The organism is Streptosporangium sp. NPDC000563 (assembly GCF_040299985.1).
GTDB lineage: Bacteria > Actinomycetota > Actinomycetes > Streptosporangiales > Streptosporangiaceae > Streptosporangium.
Map to the genome: position 1 here is coordinate 65,072 of NZ_JBEPDA010000009.1, position 16,491 is coordinate 81,562.

General features: G+C 69.5%; 12 protein-coding genes. 7 read left to right on the top strand and 5 right to left on the bottom strand.

From position 1 onward, the window contains the following. Complete coding sequence (locus ABT352_RS21605) at window positions 1–783, bottom strand: PadR family transcriptional regulator (RefSeq protein ID WP_350946669.1); 783 nt, start codon at window positions 781–783, stop codon at window positions 1–3. A 686-nt stretch (window positions 784–1,469) separates the two neighbouring features. Between ABT352_RS21605 and ABT352_RS21610 the strand changes: the two genes are divergently transcribed. Together ABT352_RS21610 and acnA are read left to right on the top strand one after the other, a co-directional pair. Next, on the top strand, window positions 1,470–2,198 hold the full coding sequence (locus ABT352_RS21610) for a metal-dependent hydrolase (RefSeq protein WP_350946670.1): 729 nt from the start codon (window positions 1,470–1,472) through the stop codon (window positions 2,196–2,198). A 190-nt stretch (window positions 2,199–2,388) separates the two neighbouring features. After that, window positions 2,389–5,184, top strand: coding sequence for an aconitate hydratase AcnA (gene acnA, locus ABT352_RS21615; protein ID WP_350946671.1), 2,796 nt, complete (start codon window positions 2,389–2,391; stop codon window positions 5,182–5,184). 129 nt (window positions 5,185–5,313) lie between these two features. On the opposite strand, the gene ABT352_RS21620 is transcribed toward acnA, so the two are convergent. The 3 genes from ABT352_RS21620 to ABT352_RS21630 are packed head-to-tail and all read right to left on the bottom strand — an operon-like array spanning window position 5,314 to window position 8,379. Continuing rightward, window positions 5,314–7,104, bottom strand: coding sequence for an ABC transporter permease (locus ABT352_RS21620; protein ID WP_350946672.1), 1,791 nt, complete (start codon window positions 7,102–7,104; stop codon window positions 5,314–5,316). Between the two features lie 4 nt (window positions 7,105–7,108). Next, the gene (locus ABT352_RS21625) at window positions 7,109–7,849 is read right to left on the bottom strand and encodes an ABC transporter ATP-binding protein (RefSeq protein ID WP_350946673.1); all 741 of its coding nucleotides are present in this window, start codon (window positions 7,847–7,849) and stop codon (window positions 7,109–7,111) included. Next, window positions 7,846–8,379, bottom strand: a complete 534-nt coding sequence (locus ABT352_RS21630) for a PadR family transcriptional regulator (protein ID WP_350946674.1) — start codon at window positions 8,377–8,379, stop codon at window positions 7,846–7,848. Before ABT352_RS21630 ends, ABT352_RS21625 begins: the two co-directional genes overlap by 4 nt. Window positions 8,380–8,885: 506 nt before the next feature. Between ABT352_RS21630 and ABT352_RS21635 the strand changes: the two genes are divergently transcribed. The 4 genes from ABT352_RS21635 to ABT352_RS21650 all read left to right on the top strand — a co-directional run bounded on the left by ABT352_RS21635 (window position 8,886) and on the right by ABT352_RS21650 (window position 13,456). Continuing rightward, window positions 8,886–9,995, top strand: coding sequence for a sugar ABC transporter substrate-binding protein (locus tag ABT352_RS21635; RefSeq protein WP_350946675.1), 1,110 nt, complete (start codon window positions 8,886–8,888; stop codon window positions 9,993–9,995). A gap of 208 nt (window positions 9,996–10,203) precedes the next feature. Continuing rightward, entirely contained in the window at window positions 10,204–10,968 is a 765-nt protein-coding gene (locus ABT352_RS21640; RefSeq protein WP_350946676.1) for an ATP-binding cassette domain-containing protein, read from the top strand. Then, on the top strand, window positions 10,965–12,212 hold the full coding sequence (locus ABT352_RS21645) for a sugar ABC transporter permease (protein WP_350946677.1): 1,248 nt from the start codon (window positions 10,965–10,967) through the stop codon (window positions 12,210–12,212). Before ABT352_RS21640 ends, ABT352_RS21645 begins: the two co-directional genes overlap by 4 nt. A gap of 35 nt (window positions 12,213–12,247) precedes the next feature. After that, window positions 12,248–13,456 carry an ROK family transcriptional regulator gene (locus ABT352_RS21650; RefSeq protein WP_350946678.1) on the top strand — a complete coding sequence of 403 codons (1,209 nt, stop codon included), beginning with the start codon at window positions 12,248–12,250 and terminating at the stop codon, window positions 13,454–13,456. 66 nt (window positions 13,457–13,522) lie between these two features. Here ABT352_RS21650 and ABT352_RS21655 read toward each other — a convergent pair whose 3' ends face one another. Then, entirely contained in the window at window positions 13,523–15,571 is a 2,049-nt protein-coding gene (locus ABT352_RS21655; RefSeq protein ID WP_350946679.1) for a glycoside hydrolase family 44 protein, read from the bottom strand. 223 nt (window positions 15,572–15,794) lie between these two features. Between ABT352_RS21655 and ABT352_RS21660 the strand changes: the two genes are divergently transcribed. Then, window positions 15,795–16,442, top strand: a complete 648-nt coding sequence (locus tag ABT352_RS21660; protein WP_350946680.1) for a class I SAM-dependent methyltransferase — start codon at window positions 15,795–15,797, stop codon at window positions 16,440–16,442. The last annotated feature ends 49 nt before the right edge of the window (window positions 16,443–16,491 follow it).

Genomic DNA, 16,491 nt, shown 5'->3' on the forward strand with positions numbered 1-16,491 from the left:
TCACTCCTCGCCGGTGTCGCCGTCGGCCAAGATCTGGTAGAGCTTGCGGCGCGTCTCGATCAGGGTCTGCTTCGCCTGCCGGATCTGCGCGTCACTGCCGGTCTGCAGGATCTGGAGCATGGCGAACCCCGACTGGCGGGTGATGTCCATCAGCTCCCAGGTGCTGTCGTCGACCTCGGGCGTCATCTCCTCCCACGGGGCGCGCACCTCCTCGGAGTGCTCGGCCACGTAGGCGCGGCCGGCGTCGGTGAGGCTGAAGGTCTTGCGGCCCTCGTTCTCCTCGGCCAGGACCAGGCCCTCGTCGGTGAGCTGCTGCAGGGCCGGGTAGACCGCTCCGGGGCTCGGCTTCCAGCCGCCCTCGCTGCGCCGGTCGATCTCCTGGATGATCTGGTAGCCGTTGCGGGGGGACTCGGTGAGCAGGGCGAGGATCGCGGCGCGGACGTCGCCGCGCTTCGCCTTGCGTCCGCGTCCGAACGGCGGCCCGCCGCCGAAGGGCCCCCCGCCGAACGGGCCTCTGCCCCCCCTGCCGCCCCGGCCGAGGTCCCAGGGGAACCCGGGGCCGAAGGGGAAGGGGCCGCCGCGGTGGCCACGGTGCCGGTGCTCGTGCGGCCCGCCCTCGTGGTGTCCGTGGTGTGGCGTGCGGGGGCCGTGCTCCGGGCCGCCCTCGTGCCATCCGGCGGCCATCTGCCGCCATGCCTCCCTGGCCGCGCGCTTCATCTCGCGCCTGACCTCGTGGGATCCGAATCCGGCCCAGGGGCCGCCCATCGCGTTCGACGATGTCATGTCGTACCTCCGTACCGCGATCGTCTTTTGATCGCTCTCGATGCTTCAAAGATATATCGCGAACGTTCTGACGACAACCCCATGTCGCGAAATGGGGGATTTGTCCGATGGTTACACAGAGTAATTTTTGATTACTCTAAGTAGAAGTGAGGCAGATCACGTAATTCTTGCCGGATTCTGGAACAAGTCCTGAGACCTGCACGTTACAAAGGACGTGGACGGGATCCGTTCCGTACCGGAAGGGCTGGGGGGTGCTTTCGGTACGGAACGGTCCCGTCTGTCGTTTTCGCATGTCCGCACTTGATCGCGACCCTTCCGGGTGCGCGTTCCGCCCTCCGGTGAAGACTCCCCGGAGGGCTTCTCGCGCGAGACCCGCCTCATGGGAACGACCACTCCGCCGCGAGGCTTCCCGATCGCCGTTCCAGGCACTGTTCGCCCGTTCCATCCGTTCCCCATTCGTAGGAAGATGCGGATGGCGGTCATCTTTCGTGGAGGGGCGGAGAGATCGAAACGGGCCATCGTCGCCTTCGGGCGACCCTGGAGTCGACGGAAAACGATCAGTGTTCGCGTGCCGGGGCCGTTCCGCCCCTGCGACACGCCGATGGTGTGCGATGGCACGGTCCTCCATCTGGGGGAGGCTTTGACGTACAGTCTCCCAGGGTGATCTTGATGGGGGTGTTTGACCGATGATGGGGCATACGCATGCGCTGACGGGTGCGATCGCCTGGCTGGGGGTGGCGCCCGCGCTGGCCGCGCTGCCCTTGCTGACCGAGACGTCCAGGTTCATCGAGACCGGCGTCATGGTGAACGCGCTCAATCCGGCCGAATTCGTCGCCGGAGCCATCATCTGCGCCGGTGCCGCGATGCTGCCGGACCTCGACCATCCGAGCGCGACGATCGCGCAGACGTTCGGGCCGGTCACCTGGGGGCTGAGCAAGGCGGTCTCGTGGCTCGCCGGTGGCCATCGCAACGCCACCCACTCGCTGGTCTTCGCGATCGCCGCGGGTTTCGGCGCCCACTACCTGGCCAACACCTATCCGATCGGCCGCGACATCCTGGTGGTGCTGCTCATCGGCCTCGCGCTGCGGGCGATCGGCATCGGCATCCCGGGCAAGAAGTTCGCCTCGGCGATGCTCAACATCGGTATGACGGCCGGGCTGTTCGTGGTGTTCCGCAGCGACAACGTGGGATACGCCTGGCTGGGGCTGGCGGTCGCGATCGGATGTCTCACCCACGTCGTGGGTGACTGCTGTACGGAGAAGGGATGTCCGGTCCTCTGGCCGATGCGGCAGAAGTGGCTGCTGCCGTGGAAGATCGGCATCAAGACGGGGCGCGCCTTCGAGCAGAAGTTTCTCGCCCCGGTGCTTTCCGTCGTCGTTCTCGGGCTGCTGTACCTCCGGCTCGCTCCGCAGTGATCATACTGGGGGGTAATTTGATGTCGAGATACCCGGAGGGATATCTTGATGTCGAGACATTTGTCGCGGCCTGTCGGTGACCTGGAAGTTAGGCAGACCTAACAGTTCGGGGCACTCGGGCGGTGCGGCAGGATTCAAGCGCGCCCTATGTGCCGGCGCGCCAGACATCAGGTGATGAGGGAGGCGAACCGTGTCCGCGAACAGCTTTGGCAGCCGTGACACGCTCCGCGTCGGTGACGCGGAATACGAGATCTACCGGCTGGACGCCGTGGAGGGCTCGGGGCGTCTCCCGTACAGCCTGAAGATCCTTCTGGAGAACCTTCTCCGCACGGAGGACGGCGCGAACATCACCGCCGACCACATCCGCGCGATCGGCCAGTGGGACCCGAAGGCGAACCCGAACGTGGAGATCCAGTTCACGCCGGCCCGCGTGATCATGCAGGACTTCACCGGCGTCCCGTGCGTCGTCGACCTGGCCACCATGCGCGAGGCCGTCCGCGACCTGGGCGGCGACCCGGCCAGGATCAACCCGCTCGCCCCGGCCGAGATGGTCATCGACCACTCGGTCATCGTCGACTTCTTCGGCGGGGCCGACTCCTTCCAGCGCAACGTCGAACGGGAGTACGAGCGCAACCGCGAGCGCTACCAGTTCCTGCGCTGGGGCCAGACCGCCTTCGACGAGTTCAAGGTCGTCCCGCCGGGCACCGGCATCGTGCACCAGGTCAACATCGAGCACCTCGCCCGGGTCGTGATGACGCGAAGCGTCGAGATCGACGGCGAGACCGTGCTGGCCGCGTACCCCGACACCTGCGTCGGCACCGACTCCCACACCACCATGGAGAACGGCATCGGCGTCCTGGGCTGGGGCGTGGGCGGCATCGAGGCCGAGGCCGCGATGCTCGGCCAGCCGATCTCCATGCTCATCCCGCGCGTGGTCGGTTTCAAGCTGACCGGCAGGCTCCCCGCCGGAGCCACCGCCACCGACCTGGTCCTCACGATCACCGAGATGCTCCGCAAGCACGGTGTCGTCGGCAAGTTCGTGGAGTTCTACGGTGACGGGGTCTCCAGCGTGCCGCTGGCCAACCGGGCGACGATCGGCAACATGAGCCCCGAGTTCGGCTCGACCTGCGCGATCTTCCCGATCGACGGTCAGACGACCGAATACCTCACGCTGACCGGCCGCTCCGCCGAGCAGGTCGCCCTCGTCGAGGCCTACGCCAAGGCCCAGGGCATGTGGCTCGACCCCGAGGCCGCCGAGCCGGTCTTCTCCGAGTACATCGAGCTGGACCTGTCCACGGTCGTCCCGTCGATCGCCGGCCCCAAGCGCCCTCAGGACCGCATCGCGCTGTCGGACGCCAAGAGCGCCTGGCGCGCGGCCGTCAAGGACTACGTGTCGAGCGTCCAGGGCCCGCTCGACGAGGCGTCCGGCGAGTCGTTCCCCGCCTCCGACCCCCCGGCCGTCTCCCGCCAGGACAACGGCGACAAGCCGACCCCGGCCGGCCACGACGGCGACCGGCCGCACAAGGTGGTGCGGGTCACCCTCGCCGACGGCACCGACTTCGAGATCGACCACGGCGTGGTGACGATCGCCGCGATCACCAGCTGCACCAACACCTCCAACCCGTACGTCATGATGGGCGCCGCGCTGCTCGCCAGGAACGCGGTCGAGAAGGGCCTGACCCGCAAGCCGTGGGTCAAGACCTCCCTCGCCCCCGGCTCGCAGGTCGTCACCGGCTACTTCGAGCGCTCCGGCCTGCAGCCGTACCTCGACAAGATCGGTTTCAACCTGGTCGGCTACGGCTGCACCACCTGCATCGGCAACTCGGGCCCGCTGCAGGAGGAGATCTCCGCCGCGATCCAGGACAACGACCTCGCGGTCACCGCCGTGCTGTCGGGCAACCGCAACTTCGAGGGCCGGATCAACCCCGACGTCAAGATGAACTACCTGGCCTCGCCGCCGCTGGTCGTCGCCTACGCCCTCGCGGGCACCATGGACCTCGACCTGAACAACGAGCCGCTGGGTGTGGGCTCGGACGGTGAGCCGGTGTTCCTCGCCGACATCTGGCCCGCGCCCGAGGAGATCGCGGCGGTCGTCGCCTCCTCGATCGACCAGGAGATGTTCCTGCACGACTACGCCGACGTGTTCAAGGGCGACGAGACCTGGCGCTCGCTGCCGATCCCGACCGGCAACACCTTCGAGTGGGACCCGGACTCGACCTACGTCCGCAAGGCCCCCTACTTCGAGGGCATGCCTCCCAAGCCGGAGCCGGTGACCGACATCTCCGCCGCCCGGGTGCTCGCGAAGCTGGGCGACTCGGTCACCACCGACCACATCTCCCCGGCGGGCGCGATCAAGGTCGGCACCCCCGCCGCCGACTACCTGAAGGAACACGGCGTCGAGGTCAAGGACTTCAACTCCTACGGCTCGCGCCGCGGCAACCACGAGGTCATGATCCGCGGCACCTTCGCGAACATCCGGCTGAAGAACCTGCTGCTCGACGGCGTGGAGGGCGGCTACACCCGCGACTTCACCGCCCCGGGTGGTCCGCAGTCCTTCATCTACGACGCCTCGGCCAACTACCAGGCCGCGGGCATCCCGCTCGTCGTCCTCGCGGGCAAGGAGTACGGCTCGGGCTCCTCGCGCGACTGGGCGGCGAAGGGCACCGCCCTGCTCGGCGTTCGCGCCGTCATCGCGGAGTCCTACGAGCGCATCCACCGCTCCAACCTGATCGGCATGGGCGTGCTGCCGCTGCAGTTCCCCGAAGGGGAGACGGCGAGCTCGCTGGGCCTGACCGGTGAGGAGACCTTCGACGTCATCGGTGTCGAGGCACTCAACGAGGGTGGCGTCCCGCAGACCGTGACGGTGCGGGCCGACGACAAGGAGTTCCAGGCGATCGTGCGCATCGACACCCCCGGAGAGGCCGACTACTACCGGCACGGGGGCATCATGCAGTACGTCCTGCGCTCCCTGCTCGCCAAGAGCTGAGCAGGGGGGCGGGGCCGCACGCCGGCCCCGCCCGCTCGGGGGCACACCCCGGACGAGAACCGCTCGGCGGGACACCATCCCGCCGGGCGGTTCCGTGCTTTCAGAGCTTCCACCGCTGAGCGGGGCCGGTCACGCCGTTTCCGCGCTGAGCGCCCGCGCCACGGGACGGCGGGCAGCCAGGCGTGCGGGCAGGGCGGTGAGTGCCGCCGTCGCCAGGAGAGTCGCGAGTGTGGCACCGAGCAGCCAGGAGAAGGGGGGGTCCACCGCGTTCCCGGCGGCGAAGAGCGAGAGCAGGCCGATGCCCGCGGGGACGCCGACGACGGCACCGCCCAGCGCGGGCAGGAGCTGGGCGGTGGACAGCCCCGAGGCGACCTGGCCGGGGGTGGCGCCGAGCGCACGTGCGACGGCCATGTTCGCCCGGGCCTCCATGGCGGTGGTCCAGGTGAACGTGACGGTGTTCACGACGGTGAGGGCGATCACCAGGATGGTGACGGCGAGCATCAGCCGGCGGTCGTGCTCGCCGCGCAGGTTGGGCAGGATGGAGGAGCCGTCCAGACCGTAGCCTCTCTCCGGCTGGGCGTAGAGGGTCAGCAGGGCCACGATCGCGATCACCGTGGTGGCGGTGGAGCACGCCTGCAGCACGGCGCGACCCGGTCGGCGGGCGGTCAGCCGCAGCCCGAGCAGCAGCGGCGTGGGCAGCAGCGCGGACAGCGCGGTGAGCCAGGGGCGGTGACGGGGCTGGTGCGCGGTGGCGGACAGCGCCGTGACGGTCGCCGTGCGACTGGCCCGCAGCGTGGGACGCAGCGTGGACAACACCGCCACCGCCACGGCGAGGACGGTCGTCGCTGCGACGGTGGCGCCGCCGGGCCCGGCCACGTCGCCGATCCGGCCGGCGGTGGGGCCGGCGACGGCGGGCACGACCAGGCGGGCGATCACCAGCCCCAGCGCGTCGCCGGCCAGCGCCAGTGCCAGATACTCGGTGAACAGGACGGTGGCGATCAGACCAGGGGTGGCGCCCACGGCCTTGAGCAGCCCGGCCCGGCGCGTCTGCTCGACGGCGCGTCCCGCGGCCAGCGCCGCGACCCCGGTGACGGCCAGGAAACCGAGCAACCAGCTGCCGACGACCAGGATCGGCCGGCTGTTCCTGAGGACGACCATGTCGTGCTCGGCCGTGAACTGCCAGGAGTGGACGTTCACCCCGAGGGCGGCGACGCGGGAGGACTCCAGGAATGCCTCGGTGGCGGCCGGGTCGCGCAGCTTGAGGTCCAGGGCCGTGGTCACCGGGAGATCTTGGGACGACGCCAGGGCCCGGGCATCCGACCGGGTCATCCAGGCCAGGCCGCTGTAGTCGATGGGACCACCGTACGGGCCGATCTGCGCGGCCCCGGGGTAGATGGAGGTGGCCGCGGTGACGGCGATCCCGACGACGGGATACGACCGGCCGGCGATGACGACGCGGTCGCCGACGCCGACGCCCAGCGCGGTGGCGAAGCCGCGTTCGAGGACCGCGCCGCCGGAGCGTACCCACTGCCCCGAGGTCACCAGCGGCCGGTTGAGCGTGCCGGGCCTCTCGGCGAAGCCGTGCACCACCACCGGGGACGAGGTGGAGGAGCGCGCGGTGAGGGTGGCGTAGACGATGCGGTAGGGGCCGTGGTGGGCGACCACTTCGGGATCGTTCGCCAGCGAGGTCAGGGCCGAGGTCACGGCGGGGCCCGTGTCACCGGAGAGCGCCACCACGTCCGGCCCGGCGGTGGCCGCCCGGGTCTGTTCGTACAGCGCGTCGCTCGCGCCGCGCAGGGACAGGCCCAGGGCCATCGTGGCGGTGGCCACGGTGACCGCGAGCAGGAGCGTCAAGGCCTGGAGCCTGTGCCGGCGCACGTCGGCCGGCACCAGGCGCGCGACGAGCATGATGTGGCCCATGAGCTCAGCCCTCCAGCCCGATCAGCCCGCCGAGCCCGCGCGGGTGGGAGCCGGCCAGCCGGGTGTCGTCGACGAACATCCCGTCGCGCATCGAGATCAGCCGGTCCGCGGTGGCCGCGACCCGTTCGTCGTGCGTGACGACCACGAGGGTCTGTCCCCCGGCACGCAGATCTTCGAAGATCCTCAGCACATCGAGGGTCGCCGCGGTGTCGAGGTTGCCGGTCGGCTCGTCGGCCAGGACGACCAGCGGGTCGTTGACCAGCGCGCGGGCGACGGCGATCCGCTGGCGTTGACCGCCGGACAGTCGTGAGGGCAGGTGGCGGGCGCGGTCGGCGAGCCCGACCCGTTCCAGCAGCAGGCCCGCGCGCCGTCTGGCCTGGCGGCGCGAGCGCCCGGCCAGCAGCGCGGGCAGCTCCACGTTCTCGGCCGCCGACAGTTCCTCCACCAGGTGGAAGGCCTGGAAGACGAACCCCACCGACCGGCGCCGCATGCGCGCCAGAGCTCGCTCGTTCAGCGTGTCGATGCGCCGTCCGGCCACCCACACCTCTCCATCGGTAGGCCGCTCCAGGCCACCCAGCAGGTGCAGCAGGGTCGACTTCCCGCAGCCGCTGGGCCCCATGACGGCCAGTGTCTGTCCCTGCGGCACCTCCAGGTCGACCTCGTCCACCGCGCGGACCCGGCTCTGCCCCCGGCCATGCGTCTTCACCAGGGCGCAGGTCCGGACCGCGGCACTTGACACGTTCATCCACCCTCGATCTCGTCATCGGCCCTGGACCAGGCCCGTTCGCAGGCATCCAGCCAGCGCAGGTCCGCCTGCAACCGCAGCACGACCCCTTCCAGCAGCAGGCCGGCGCCCGACCCCGCCGGCTGGGCCAGCGCCGCCTGCTGCGCCTCACGCAAGCGGCGCAGCAGTTCACGGCGCTGCGCCGCCACCAGTTCCACCGGGTCGGCCAGCCGGGCAGCGGCGGCGGCGGCGAGCTTGAGATGAAACTCCGCCAGGTCTGGTTTCGGCCAGCCCACCTCGGCCAGCCAGGCGGCCACCCGTTGTTGCCCGTCCGGCGTCAACGCGTAGACCTTGCGCTCCGGCCGCTCGGGCAGGCCGTCCGTCCGCTCGCAGACAACGAGCCCCGCTCGCTCCAACCGGGCCAACGTCACATAGATCTGGCCACGGTTCATCGACTCGCCCAGCGGGCCAAGACTGCGTCGCAGTCGAGCGTGCAAGTGATATCCGTGCGCCGGCTCCTTGGCGAGCATCGCCAGCACTGCGTCCTGCATGTCACCCCTAACGGTTGGCTAATAGATAGCGGTTATCCATGCGGGGTGTCAAAACGGGCACCCGGCGATCTTCTGCACCGGTTCGCCGTCGGCTTCGGCCGAGAAATGAAGGGAAAGGCCGATCGGAGCAACGGGCGATCCTCGGCGACCGCGGACGAACAGGTGCACTCGCGGCTGTCACGCGTGAACCGTGGGGGCGTCCTCCGTCGCGGGCCGCGGCGCGACCCGGGGCCGGTTTGACGGCGACGATCGTGGTCAGGTGACATCTGGCCTGGCGGGTCGCACACGGTCCCGAGACGGTTAAGGGTGCGTTTCTGGATTGTTACCGGCCACAACAAACTTTACCTATGGAGGGTCTGGCGCTCCAGGCCAACGGCGGAATACGTTGCCGCAAACAACATTCAACGGAATGGTGAGCCGAGACCCGGCACAGCCGTACCCGCGAATTCGGCATGCCGCCCGTCCGTACCCCCCGTCTTTCTAAGAGAAGAAAGGACCCGTGCACCATGCGCAAGGGGATCCTCAGCCTTACCGCCGCCGCCGCGGCGATGACCCTCGGCCTCACCGCTTGCGGGAGCGACAGCCCCGACACCAGCGCCGCCCCTGCGGAGAGCACGGCACCCGCCGCCGAGGGGAAGGTCGGCGTCATCCTTCCTGACAGCAAGTCCTCGGCCCGCTGGGAGACCGCGGACCGCAAGTACCTGGAGGAGGCCTTCAAGGCCGCGGGTGTCGCCTACGACATCCAGAACGCCCAGGGCGACAAGACCCAGTTCCAGACCATCGCCGACCAGATGATCACCAACGGGGCCACGGTCCTGATGATCGTCAACCTTGACAGCGGCACCGGCAAGGCCGTGCTCGACAAGGCCAAGGCGCAGGGCGTGGCCACCATCGACTACGACCGCCTCACCCTCAACGGCGGCGCCCAGTACTACGTCAGCTTCGACAACACCAAGGTCGGCACCCTGCAGGGTGAGGGCCTGGTGAAGTGCCTGACCGACAAGAAGGCCGAGAAGCCGATCGTCGCCGAGCTCAACGGCTCGCCGACCGACAACAACGCCACGCTGTTCAAGAACGGCTACGACGGCGTGCTCAAGCCCAAGTACGACTCGGGCGACTACGTCAAGGGTCCCGACCAGTCGGTCCCCGACTGGGACAACGCCCAGGCGGGCACGATCTTCGAGCAGATGCTCACCGAGCAGCCGAAGATCGCCGGCGTCCTCGCCGCCAACGACGGTCTCGGCAACGCCGCCATCTCGGTACTCAAGAAGAACAACCTGAACGGCAAGGTCCCGGTCACCGGCCAGGACGCCACCGTGCAGGGCCTGCAGAACATCCTCGCCGGTGACCAGTGCATGACGGTCTACAAGGCGATCAAGAAGGAGGCCGACGCGGCGGCCGAGCTCGCCATCGGCCTGGCCAAGGGTGAGAAGCCCGCGGCGACCGGCTCGGTCAAGGACACCGAGAGCGGCGCCGACGTGCCCGCCGTCCTCCTCGACCCGCAGCCGATCTTCTTCGACAGTGTCAAGGACGTCGTCGCCGACGGCTTCGTGACCAAGGACGAGCTGTGCACCGGCGACTTCGCCGCCAAGTGCACCGAGGCCGGAATCCAGTAGGGCATGGAGGGTGCGGCCGGTCGTTCTCCGGCCGGCCGCACCTTCGCGCTCGACCGCGGCATCCCCCACCCTGTGACACCGAGAAGACACCGAAAAGACGCGGCAGGCGAAGCGTCTCCCGGCGACGGCGACAGGGCGGGGCGCCGCTCGCAGGCGCCCGACCCGCGCGAACTTCGCCGCGCGAAATGAACACAGGGAGCACAACCCCATGACCCCCGCACTGGAACTCCGCGGGATCGACAAGAGTTTCGGTCCCGTACAGGTCCTGCACGACGTCTCCCTCTCCGCGTACGCCGGAGAGGTGACCGCGCTGGTCGGCGACAACGGCGCAGGAAAGTCCACTCTCGTCAAGTGCGTCGGCGGCATCCACCCGATCGACTCCGGTGAGTACTTCTTCGACGGCAAGCCGATCCAGATCGGCAGCCCGCGCGACGCGGCCGAACTGGGCATCGAGATCGTCTACCAGGACCTCGCGCTCTGCGACAACCTCGACATCGTCCAGAACATGTTCCTCGGCCGCGAGCACAAGCGCGGCATCGTCCTCGACGAGGACACGATGGAGGAGATGGCGGCCAAGACCCTGGAGAGCCTGTCGGTCAGGACCGTCAAGTCCATCCGCCAGCTCGTCGCCAGCCTGTCCGGCGGCCAGCGTCAGACGGTGGCGATCGCCAAGGCCGTGCTGTGGAACAGCAAGGTCGTCATCCTCGACGAGCCGACCGCCGCCCTCGGCGTCGCCCAGACGGCGCAGGTGCTGGAACTGGTCCGGCGCCTGGCCGACCAGGGCCTGGCCGTCGTGCTCATCTCCCACAACATGAACGACGTCTTCGCCGTGTCCGACCGGATCGCCACCCTCTACCTCGGCCGGATGGCGGCCCAGGTCAAGACCTCGGACGTGACTCACGCGCAGGTCGTCGAACTGATCACCTCTGGCCGCAGCGGGGACCTCGGCCTCACCAACGGAGTCACCGTATGACCGCCACGATCTCGCAGAAGACCGTACCCGAGGCACCCTCGATCAGAAGCAACTTCCGCGGCTACGCCGAAAGGGTGCGCGGAGGCGACATGGGCGCGCTGCCCGCGGTGTTCGGCCTCGTGGTGCTCTGCACGGTCTTCGCCGTCCTGCGCCCCGCCTTCCTGACCGCGGGAAACTTCGCCAACCTGTTCACCCAGGGCGCCGCGGTCACCGTGATCGCCATGGGCCTGGTGTTCGTGCTGCTCCTCGGTGAGATCGACCTGTCGGCGGGCTTCGCCAGCGGGGTCTGCGCCGCGGTGCTCGCGATCATGCTCAGTAGCCAGGGGCTGCCCTGGTACGTGGCGGTGGGAGCGGCGATCCTCACCGGTGTGGTGATCGGCACCACGATCGGCTCCATCGTCGCGAAACTCGGCATCCCGTCGTTCGTGGTGACGCTCGCGGCCTTCCTCGCCTTCCAGGGACTGGTCCTGCTGCTCGTCAAGGGCGGCACCATCATCGCCATCCGCGACGAGACCATCCTCTCGATCGCGAACAAGAACCTGCCGCCCACGCTGGGCTGGATCCTGCTGGCCGTGGGCGTCGCCGCCTACGCCGGACTCCAGCTGGTGCGCTCCCAGAAGCGTGCAGCCCGAGGGCTGACCTCCGACCCGATCTCGCTGATCGCGGTGCGGGTCGGCGCCCTCGCTCTGCTCGGCGGCCTCGCGGTCTACTTCCTCAACATCGAGCGCAGCCGCAACGTCGCCGTCGTCTCCCTGGCGGGCATGCCGCTCGTGGTCCCCATCATCGTGGTCCTGCTGCTGGTCCTGACGTTCGTGCTCCGCCGCACGGCGTACGGCCGGCATCTGTACGCGGTCGGCGGTAACGCCGAGGCCGCGCGCCGGGCGGGTATCAACGTCGACCGGATGAAGATCAGCGCCTTCATGATCTGCTCTTCCATGGCCGCGGTCGGCGGCGTCATCGCCGCCTCGCGGGCCAGTTCCGTCGACCCCAACACCGGCGGCAGCAACGTGCTGCTCTACGCTGTCGGCGCAGCCGTCATCGGCGGCACCAGCCTGTTCGGCGGCAAGGGCCGGGTGCTGGACGCCATCCTCGGCGGCGCCGTGGTCGCGGTCATCGAGAACGGTATGGGCCTGATGGGTTACAGCTCCGGTGTGAAGTTCATGGTGACCGGCTCTGTCCTGTTGCTCGCCGCCGTGGTGGACGCCCTGTCTCGCAAGCGGGCGGCCGCCACCGGCCTAAGGTGACCAGCGACTCCGATTCACCGAAGGAACACCACGCCATGCGGGCAGGTCCCTCCCAAGAGGAGATCAGGCGTCACAACCTTGGGGCCCTGCTCCGGCACGTCCATCTGAGCGGGCCCACCTCGCGTGCGGAACTCACCAACCGGATGGGCCTCAACCGCAGCACCATCATGGCCCTCACCGCCGATCTGACCGCCGCCGGGCTGGTCAGGGAGGAGCTCCCCAGGGAGACGGGCAGGGCGGGACGTCCGTCCCTGGTGGTCCGCCCCGAGTCGGCGCGGGTCTACGTGTTCGCCTTCGACGTGGGCGTCGACCGGCTGGTCGCCGCCCGCGTCGGTCTGGGCGGCACCATTCTCGACCGTCGCGAGACGATACGGCGGCGCGGGGACTTCTCCCTTGAGGAGATCGTCGGTCCGCTCGCCGCCTTCGCCCGGCAGATGCATCGCAAAACACGGCCGGACACGGTGTGCGTCGGGGTGGCGGCGGCGTTCTCCGGGGGAGTGGGCCGCGGCGACGGGGTCGTCAGGTTCGGTCCCAACATGGTCACCGTGGAGGACGTGCCGTTCGCCGACGAGATGGCCCGCCGGCTCGCTCTCGGCCTGCCGGTCACCGTCGGCAACGACGCCAACCTCGCAGCCCTCGCCGAGCAGACCCGAGGCGTCGGTGTCGGCTGCCGCGACCTCGTATACCTCCACGGTGACGTCGGCATCGGCGGGGGAGTGATCGTCAACGGTCAGCTGCTCGGCGGTCACCTGGGCTTCGGCGGCGAGGTCGGACACATGATCGTCAACCCCGACAAGGGCCGCCTCTGCGGGTGCGGCTCGCACGGGTGCCTGGAGGCGGAGGTCGGAGAGCGTGCCTTCCTGGAGGCCGCCGGCCGCTTCGGCTCCCAGGTCGGCAGGGACGCCGTCCGCGCCGCGGTCGACGCCGCCGACCGCGGAGACGTCGTCGCGCAGGCGGCGCTGAGCCGCGTCGGCGACTGGCTCGGCCTGGGCGTCTCCAACCTCGTCAACCTGTTCAACCCCGACATGGTCGTCTTCGGGGGCACGCTCAGGGAGATCTATCTCGGCTCCGCCGCGCAGGTCCGCAGCCGCCTCGCCCTCGACGCCCTGCCTCCGTGCCGTGAGCAGCTGCGCCTGCGCACCTCGGCCCTCGGCGATGACGCCACTCTCGTCGGCGCCGCCGAACTGGCCTTCTCCCAGGTCCTCGCCGACCCCCTCGAAGTCCTCGCCCGCGCCGGTTCCTGACCCCACGCGGGTTTCCCTCTCCGAGCGAGATCGGCCGACGGACCCGTTGTACGGAAAACTGGCTGGTCAGGCGATGGAGCAGGGGGTGCCGTCGAGGGTGAAGGCGGTGGGTCTGTCGTTGGCGGTTCCGGTCAGGCTCGCCAGGAAGCCGAACTCGGCGCTGCCGCCGCCCGCGGCGAGGGTGCCGTTCCAGGAGGCGTTGGTGACGGTGACGGCCGCGCTGTTCTGGGCGTGGGTGCCGTTCCAGGACTGGGTGATCTTCTGGCCTCCTGCGAAGGTCCAGCCGACCTTCCAGCCACTGACCGGGGTGGTGCCCAGGTTGGTGATCTTCACGCCGCCCTGGAAGCCGCCCTGCCACTGGTTGACGACGGTGTAGGTGACACTGCAGGAGGCCGAGGGGGTCGGGGTGGGCGTGGGAGTCGGGGTGGGGGTCGGCGTGGGCGTGGGGTCGGTGCCGCCCGGCGGGATGACGACGGTGGTGATGGAGTTGGCAGGGAAGGTGCCGGTGAAGCCGTCCGCGCCCACGGGCTGGTCGGCGGCCCGCTGGATGGCCGTCAGGTCGGCGGCGCCGTAACGGTAGACCTGGGCGGTCGACGAGCCGGTGCGGCCGGCGATCGCGACGTCGCTGGTCAGCTCATCGCCGGTCTTGTTGACCACGACGAGGGTGAGCGCCTCGTCGGAAGCGCGCTCGGCGGCGTAGACGGCCAGTTTGCCCTGGTCGGCGCTGGCCGCCCTGACCGAGGTCTCTCCGAACGCGCCGCCCTCGCCGTCGTAGTTGCGGTACATCCGGAAGGCGTGCGCCACCGGTTGGGTGGGCTCGGGCGCCGTCCACAGCGTGGCCAGGTCGAGGCGCTCGCGGCCGAAGATGCCCAGGATGTCGGCCTGGGCCAGCGCGCCGTTGATGTGGCCGTAGGCGCCCCAGCTGTACTCGGTCATGGCGACCTTGGTGCCCGGGTAGTGCTGGGCGGCCAGCTCGCGCATCCGGGGGATCATCCGCACCGGTTGGTTGATCCAGCTCTCGTCGACGTAGGCCGGGTCCCACAGCTGCCGGGTGGAGCGCAGCCGACGCTCCTGGGTGGCGGCGTCACCGGCGTCCTGGTTGTGCACGCCGGCCTGCTGCGGGTAGATGTGGATGTCGAAGTAGTCGAGGATGCGCGTGCCGTGCTCCTGCTCGTAGGCCCTCATCTGCTGCAGGTACCACGGGCCCAGCTGGACGCCGCCGTGTGCCGCCCGGTCGGGCGGGTCGCTCCAGCAGCCCGTCCTGCTGCAGGTGTCCTGGTCGAGGCCGGAGTAGAAGATCGAGTTCAGGCCCCAGCCGACCGGGCCGAGGGTCTTGGCGCCCGGGTCGGCCTCCTTGATCGCGGCGGCGTACTCGTAGGTGCGGTCGCGCAGCTCGTCGTAGCCCAGTCCCGTGGGGCGCACGTCCCGGTGGGTGGAGTGCCACAGGTCGGGCTCGTTGTCGAGGTTGTAGTACTTCACCCCGCCGGTGGCGGCGGAGCCGTACCTGCCCTTGAGGTGGGCGATCCAGTCCTTGACGTACTGCGGGCCGACCTCGACGCTGGTGTCCTCCGGGTCGTTTCCGGTGATCGGCGTGCCGTCGGGCTTCTTGCCGTCGCCGCAGTCGGTGGCCCACGGGTCGACGGACTGCTGCTCGCCGTACTTGGTGACGCTGAACCCGCACGCCTTGGCCCGTTCCTTGGCCACCCAGCCCAGCAGCGGCACGGTGAGGATGCTCTGGGTGCCGGTCGCCCTGTTCCGTTCGACGAACCTGTCCGTATCCGAGCCGTCCGGCAGGTCGCCGGGGCTGGGGTTGTCGTTGGGGATGTTCTCGAAGTACCAGTCCGAGGCCCGGTTGGTGGTGTCGTTGCGGAAGTTGTAGCGGGTTGTGGCGTTGCCGCCCCAGCGGTGGACCGGCAGCCGCAGGTCGCGGGCGAGCGACTCGTCGGCGAAGTTCATGCCGTAGATGTCGGGGCTGATCGCGTGCCTGTCGGCCAGGTCGACGCTCAAGGCCGGGCCCGTGACGGCGGCGCCGGCGAGGCCGGTGAGGTGGCCCAGGCCGAGGCCCGCGACCAGCACCCCGGCCGTGGCCGACAGCAGCGCTTTTCTGTGGCGCACGTTGGTTCCTTCCGATGCGTGTGGGAGCTCATGCGCGCCCCCACACGCCATGGGAGCGCTCCGCGCAGCTTTGGGTCCGGGGCCCGGGGTGTCAAGCAAGCGCTTTCCGGGGTGGGGAAACGCCAGGACGGCACTGAAACTTTCGGCTCTCACGGGAGCCTCGTACCAGCATGCGTCGTGATTCTTCCGACTTGCCTGGGTGCCAGGAACTACTGTCGCGGGCATGGTTGAACACGATGTCCTCGATGCCACCCGTGCGGCCTACGATGCCGCCGCCCCCCTGTACGCGCAGTTGTTCCGCGAAGAGTTGCGTGACAGGCCCATGGACCGCGCGATCCTGGGTGCCTTCGCCGAGGTTGTGGGCGCGAGTGGCGACGGTCAGGTCGCGGACCTGGGGTGCGGACCCGGCCATATCACTGCTTATCTGGATGAGCTGGGGCTGGCGGTGTTCGGTGTCGACGCCTCTCCCGCGATGATCGAACTGGCTCGGCACGCCTATCCGGGCCTGCGGTTCGACGTGGGCTCGATGGCCGCCGTGGACATCGCCGACGGGGTGCTGGGCGGCGTACTCTCACGGTGGTCCGTCATCCACACGCCACCGCGAGAACTCCCCGTCATCTTGGCCGAGTTCTACCGCGTACTGGCACCCGGCGGTCACCTTCTGATCGGCTTTTCGGCGAGCGATGATCCGTCTCACCCGACACAGGTCTTCGACCACGCGGTCGCACCGGCCTACCGGTGGTGGCCGGATCACCTCGCCGCGACGCTGCGCGAGTCCGGGCTCGCCGAGGTGGGCCGGATGGTGCGTCAGCCTCAGCCCACCGACCGACGGCAGTTCCAGGAGATCCACCTGCTCGCCCGCAAAGGGTAGAGCGCCGGTCGTGTAACCCGGGGTGGGGTCGGATGACTCACGGAAGCCG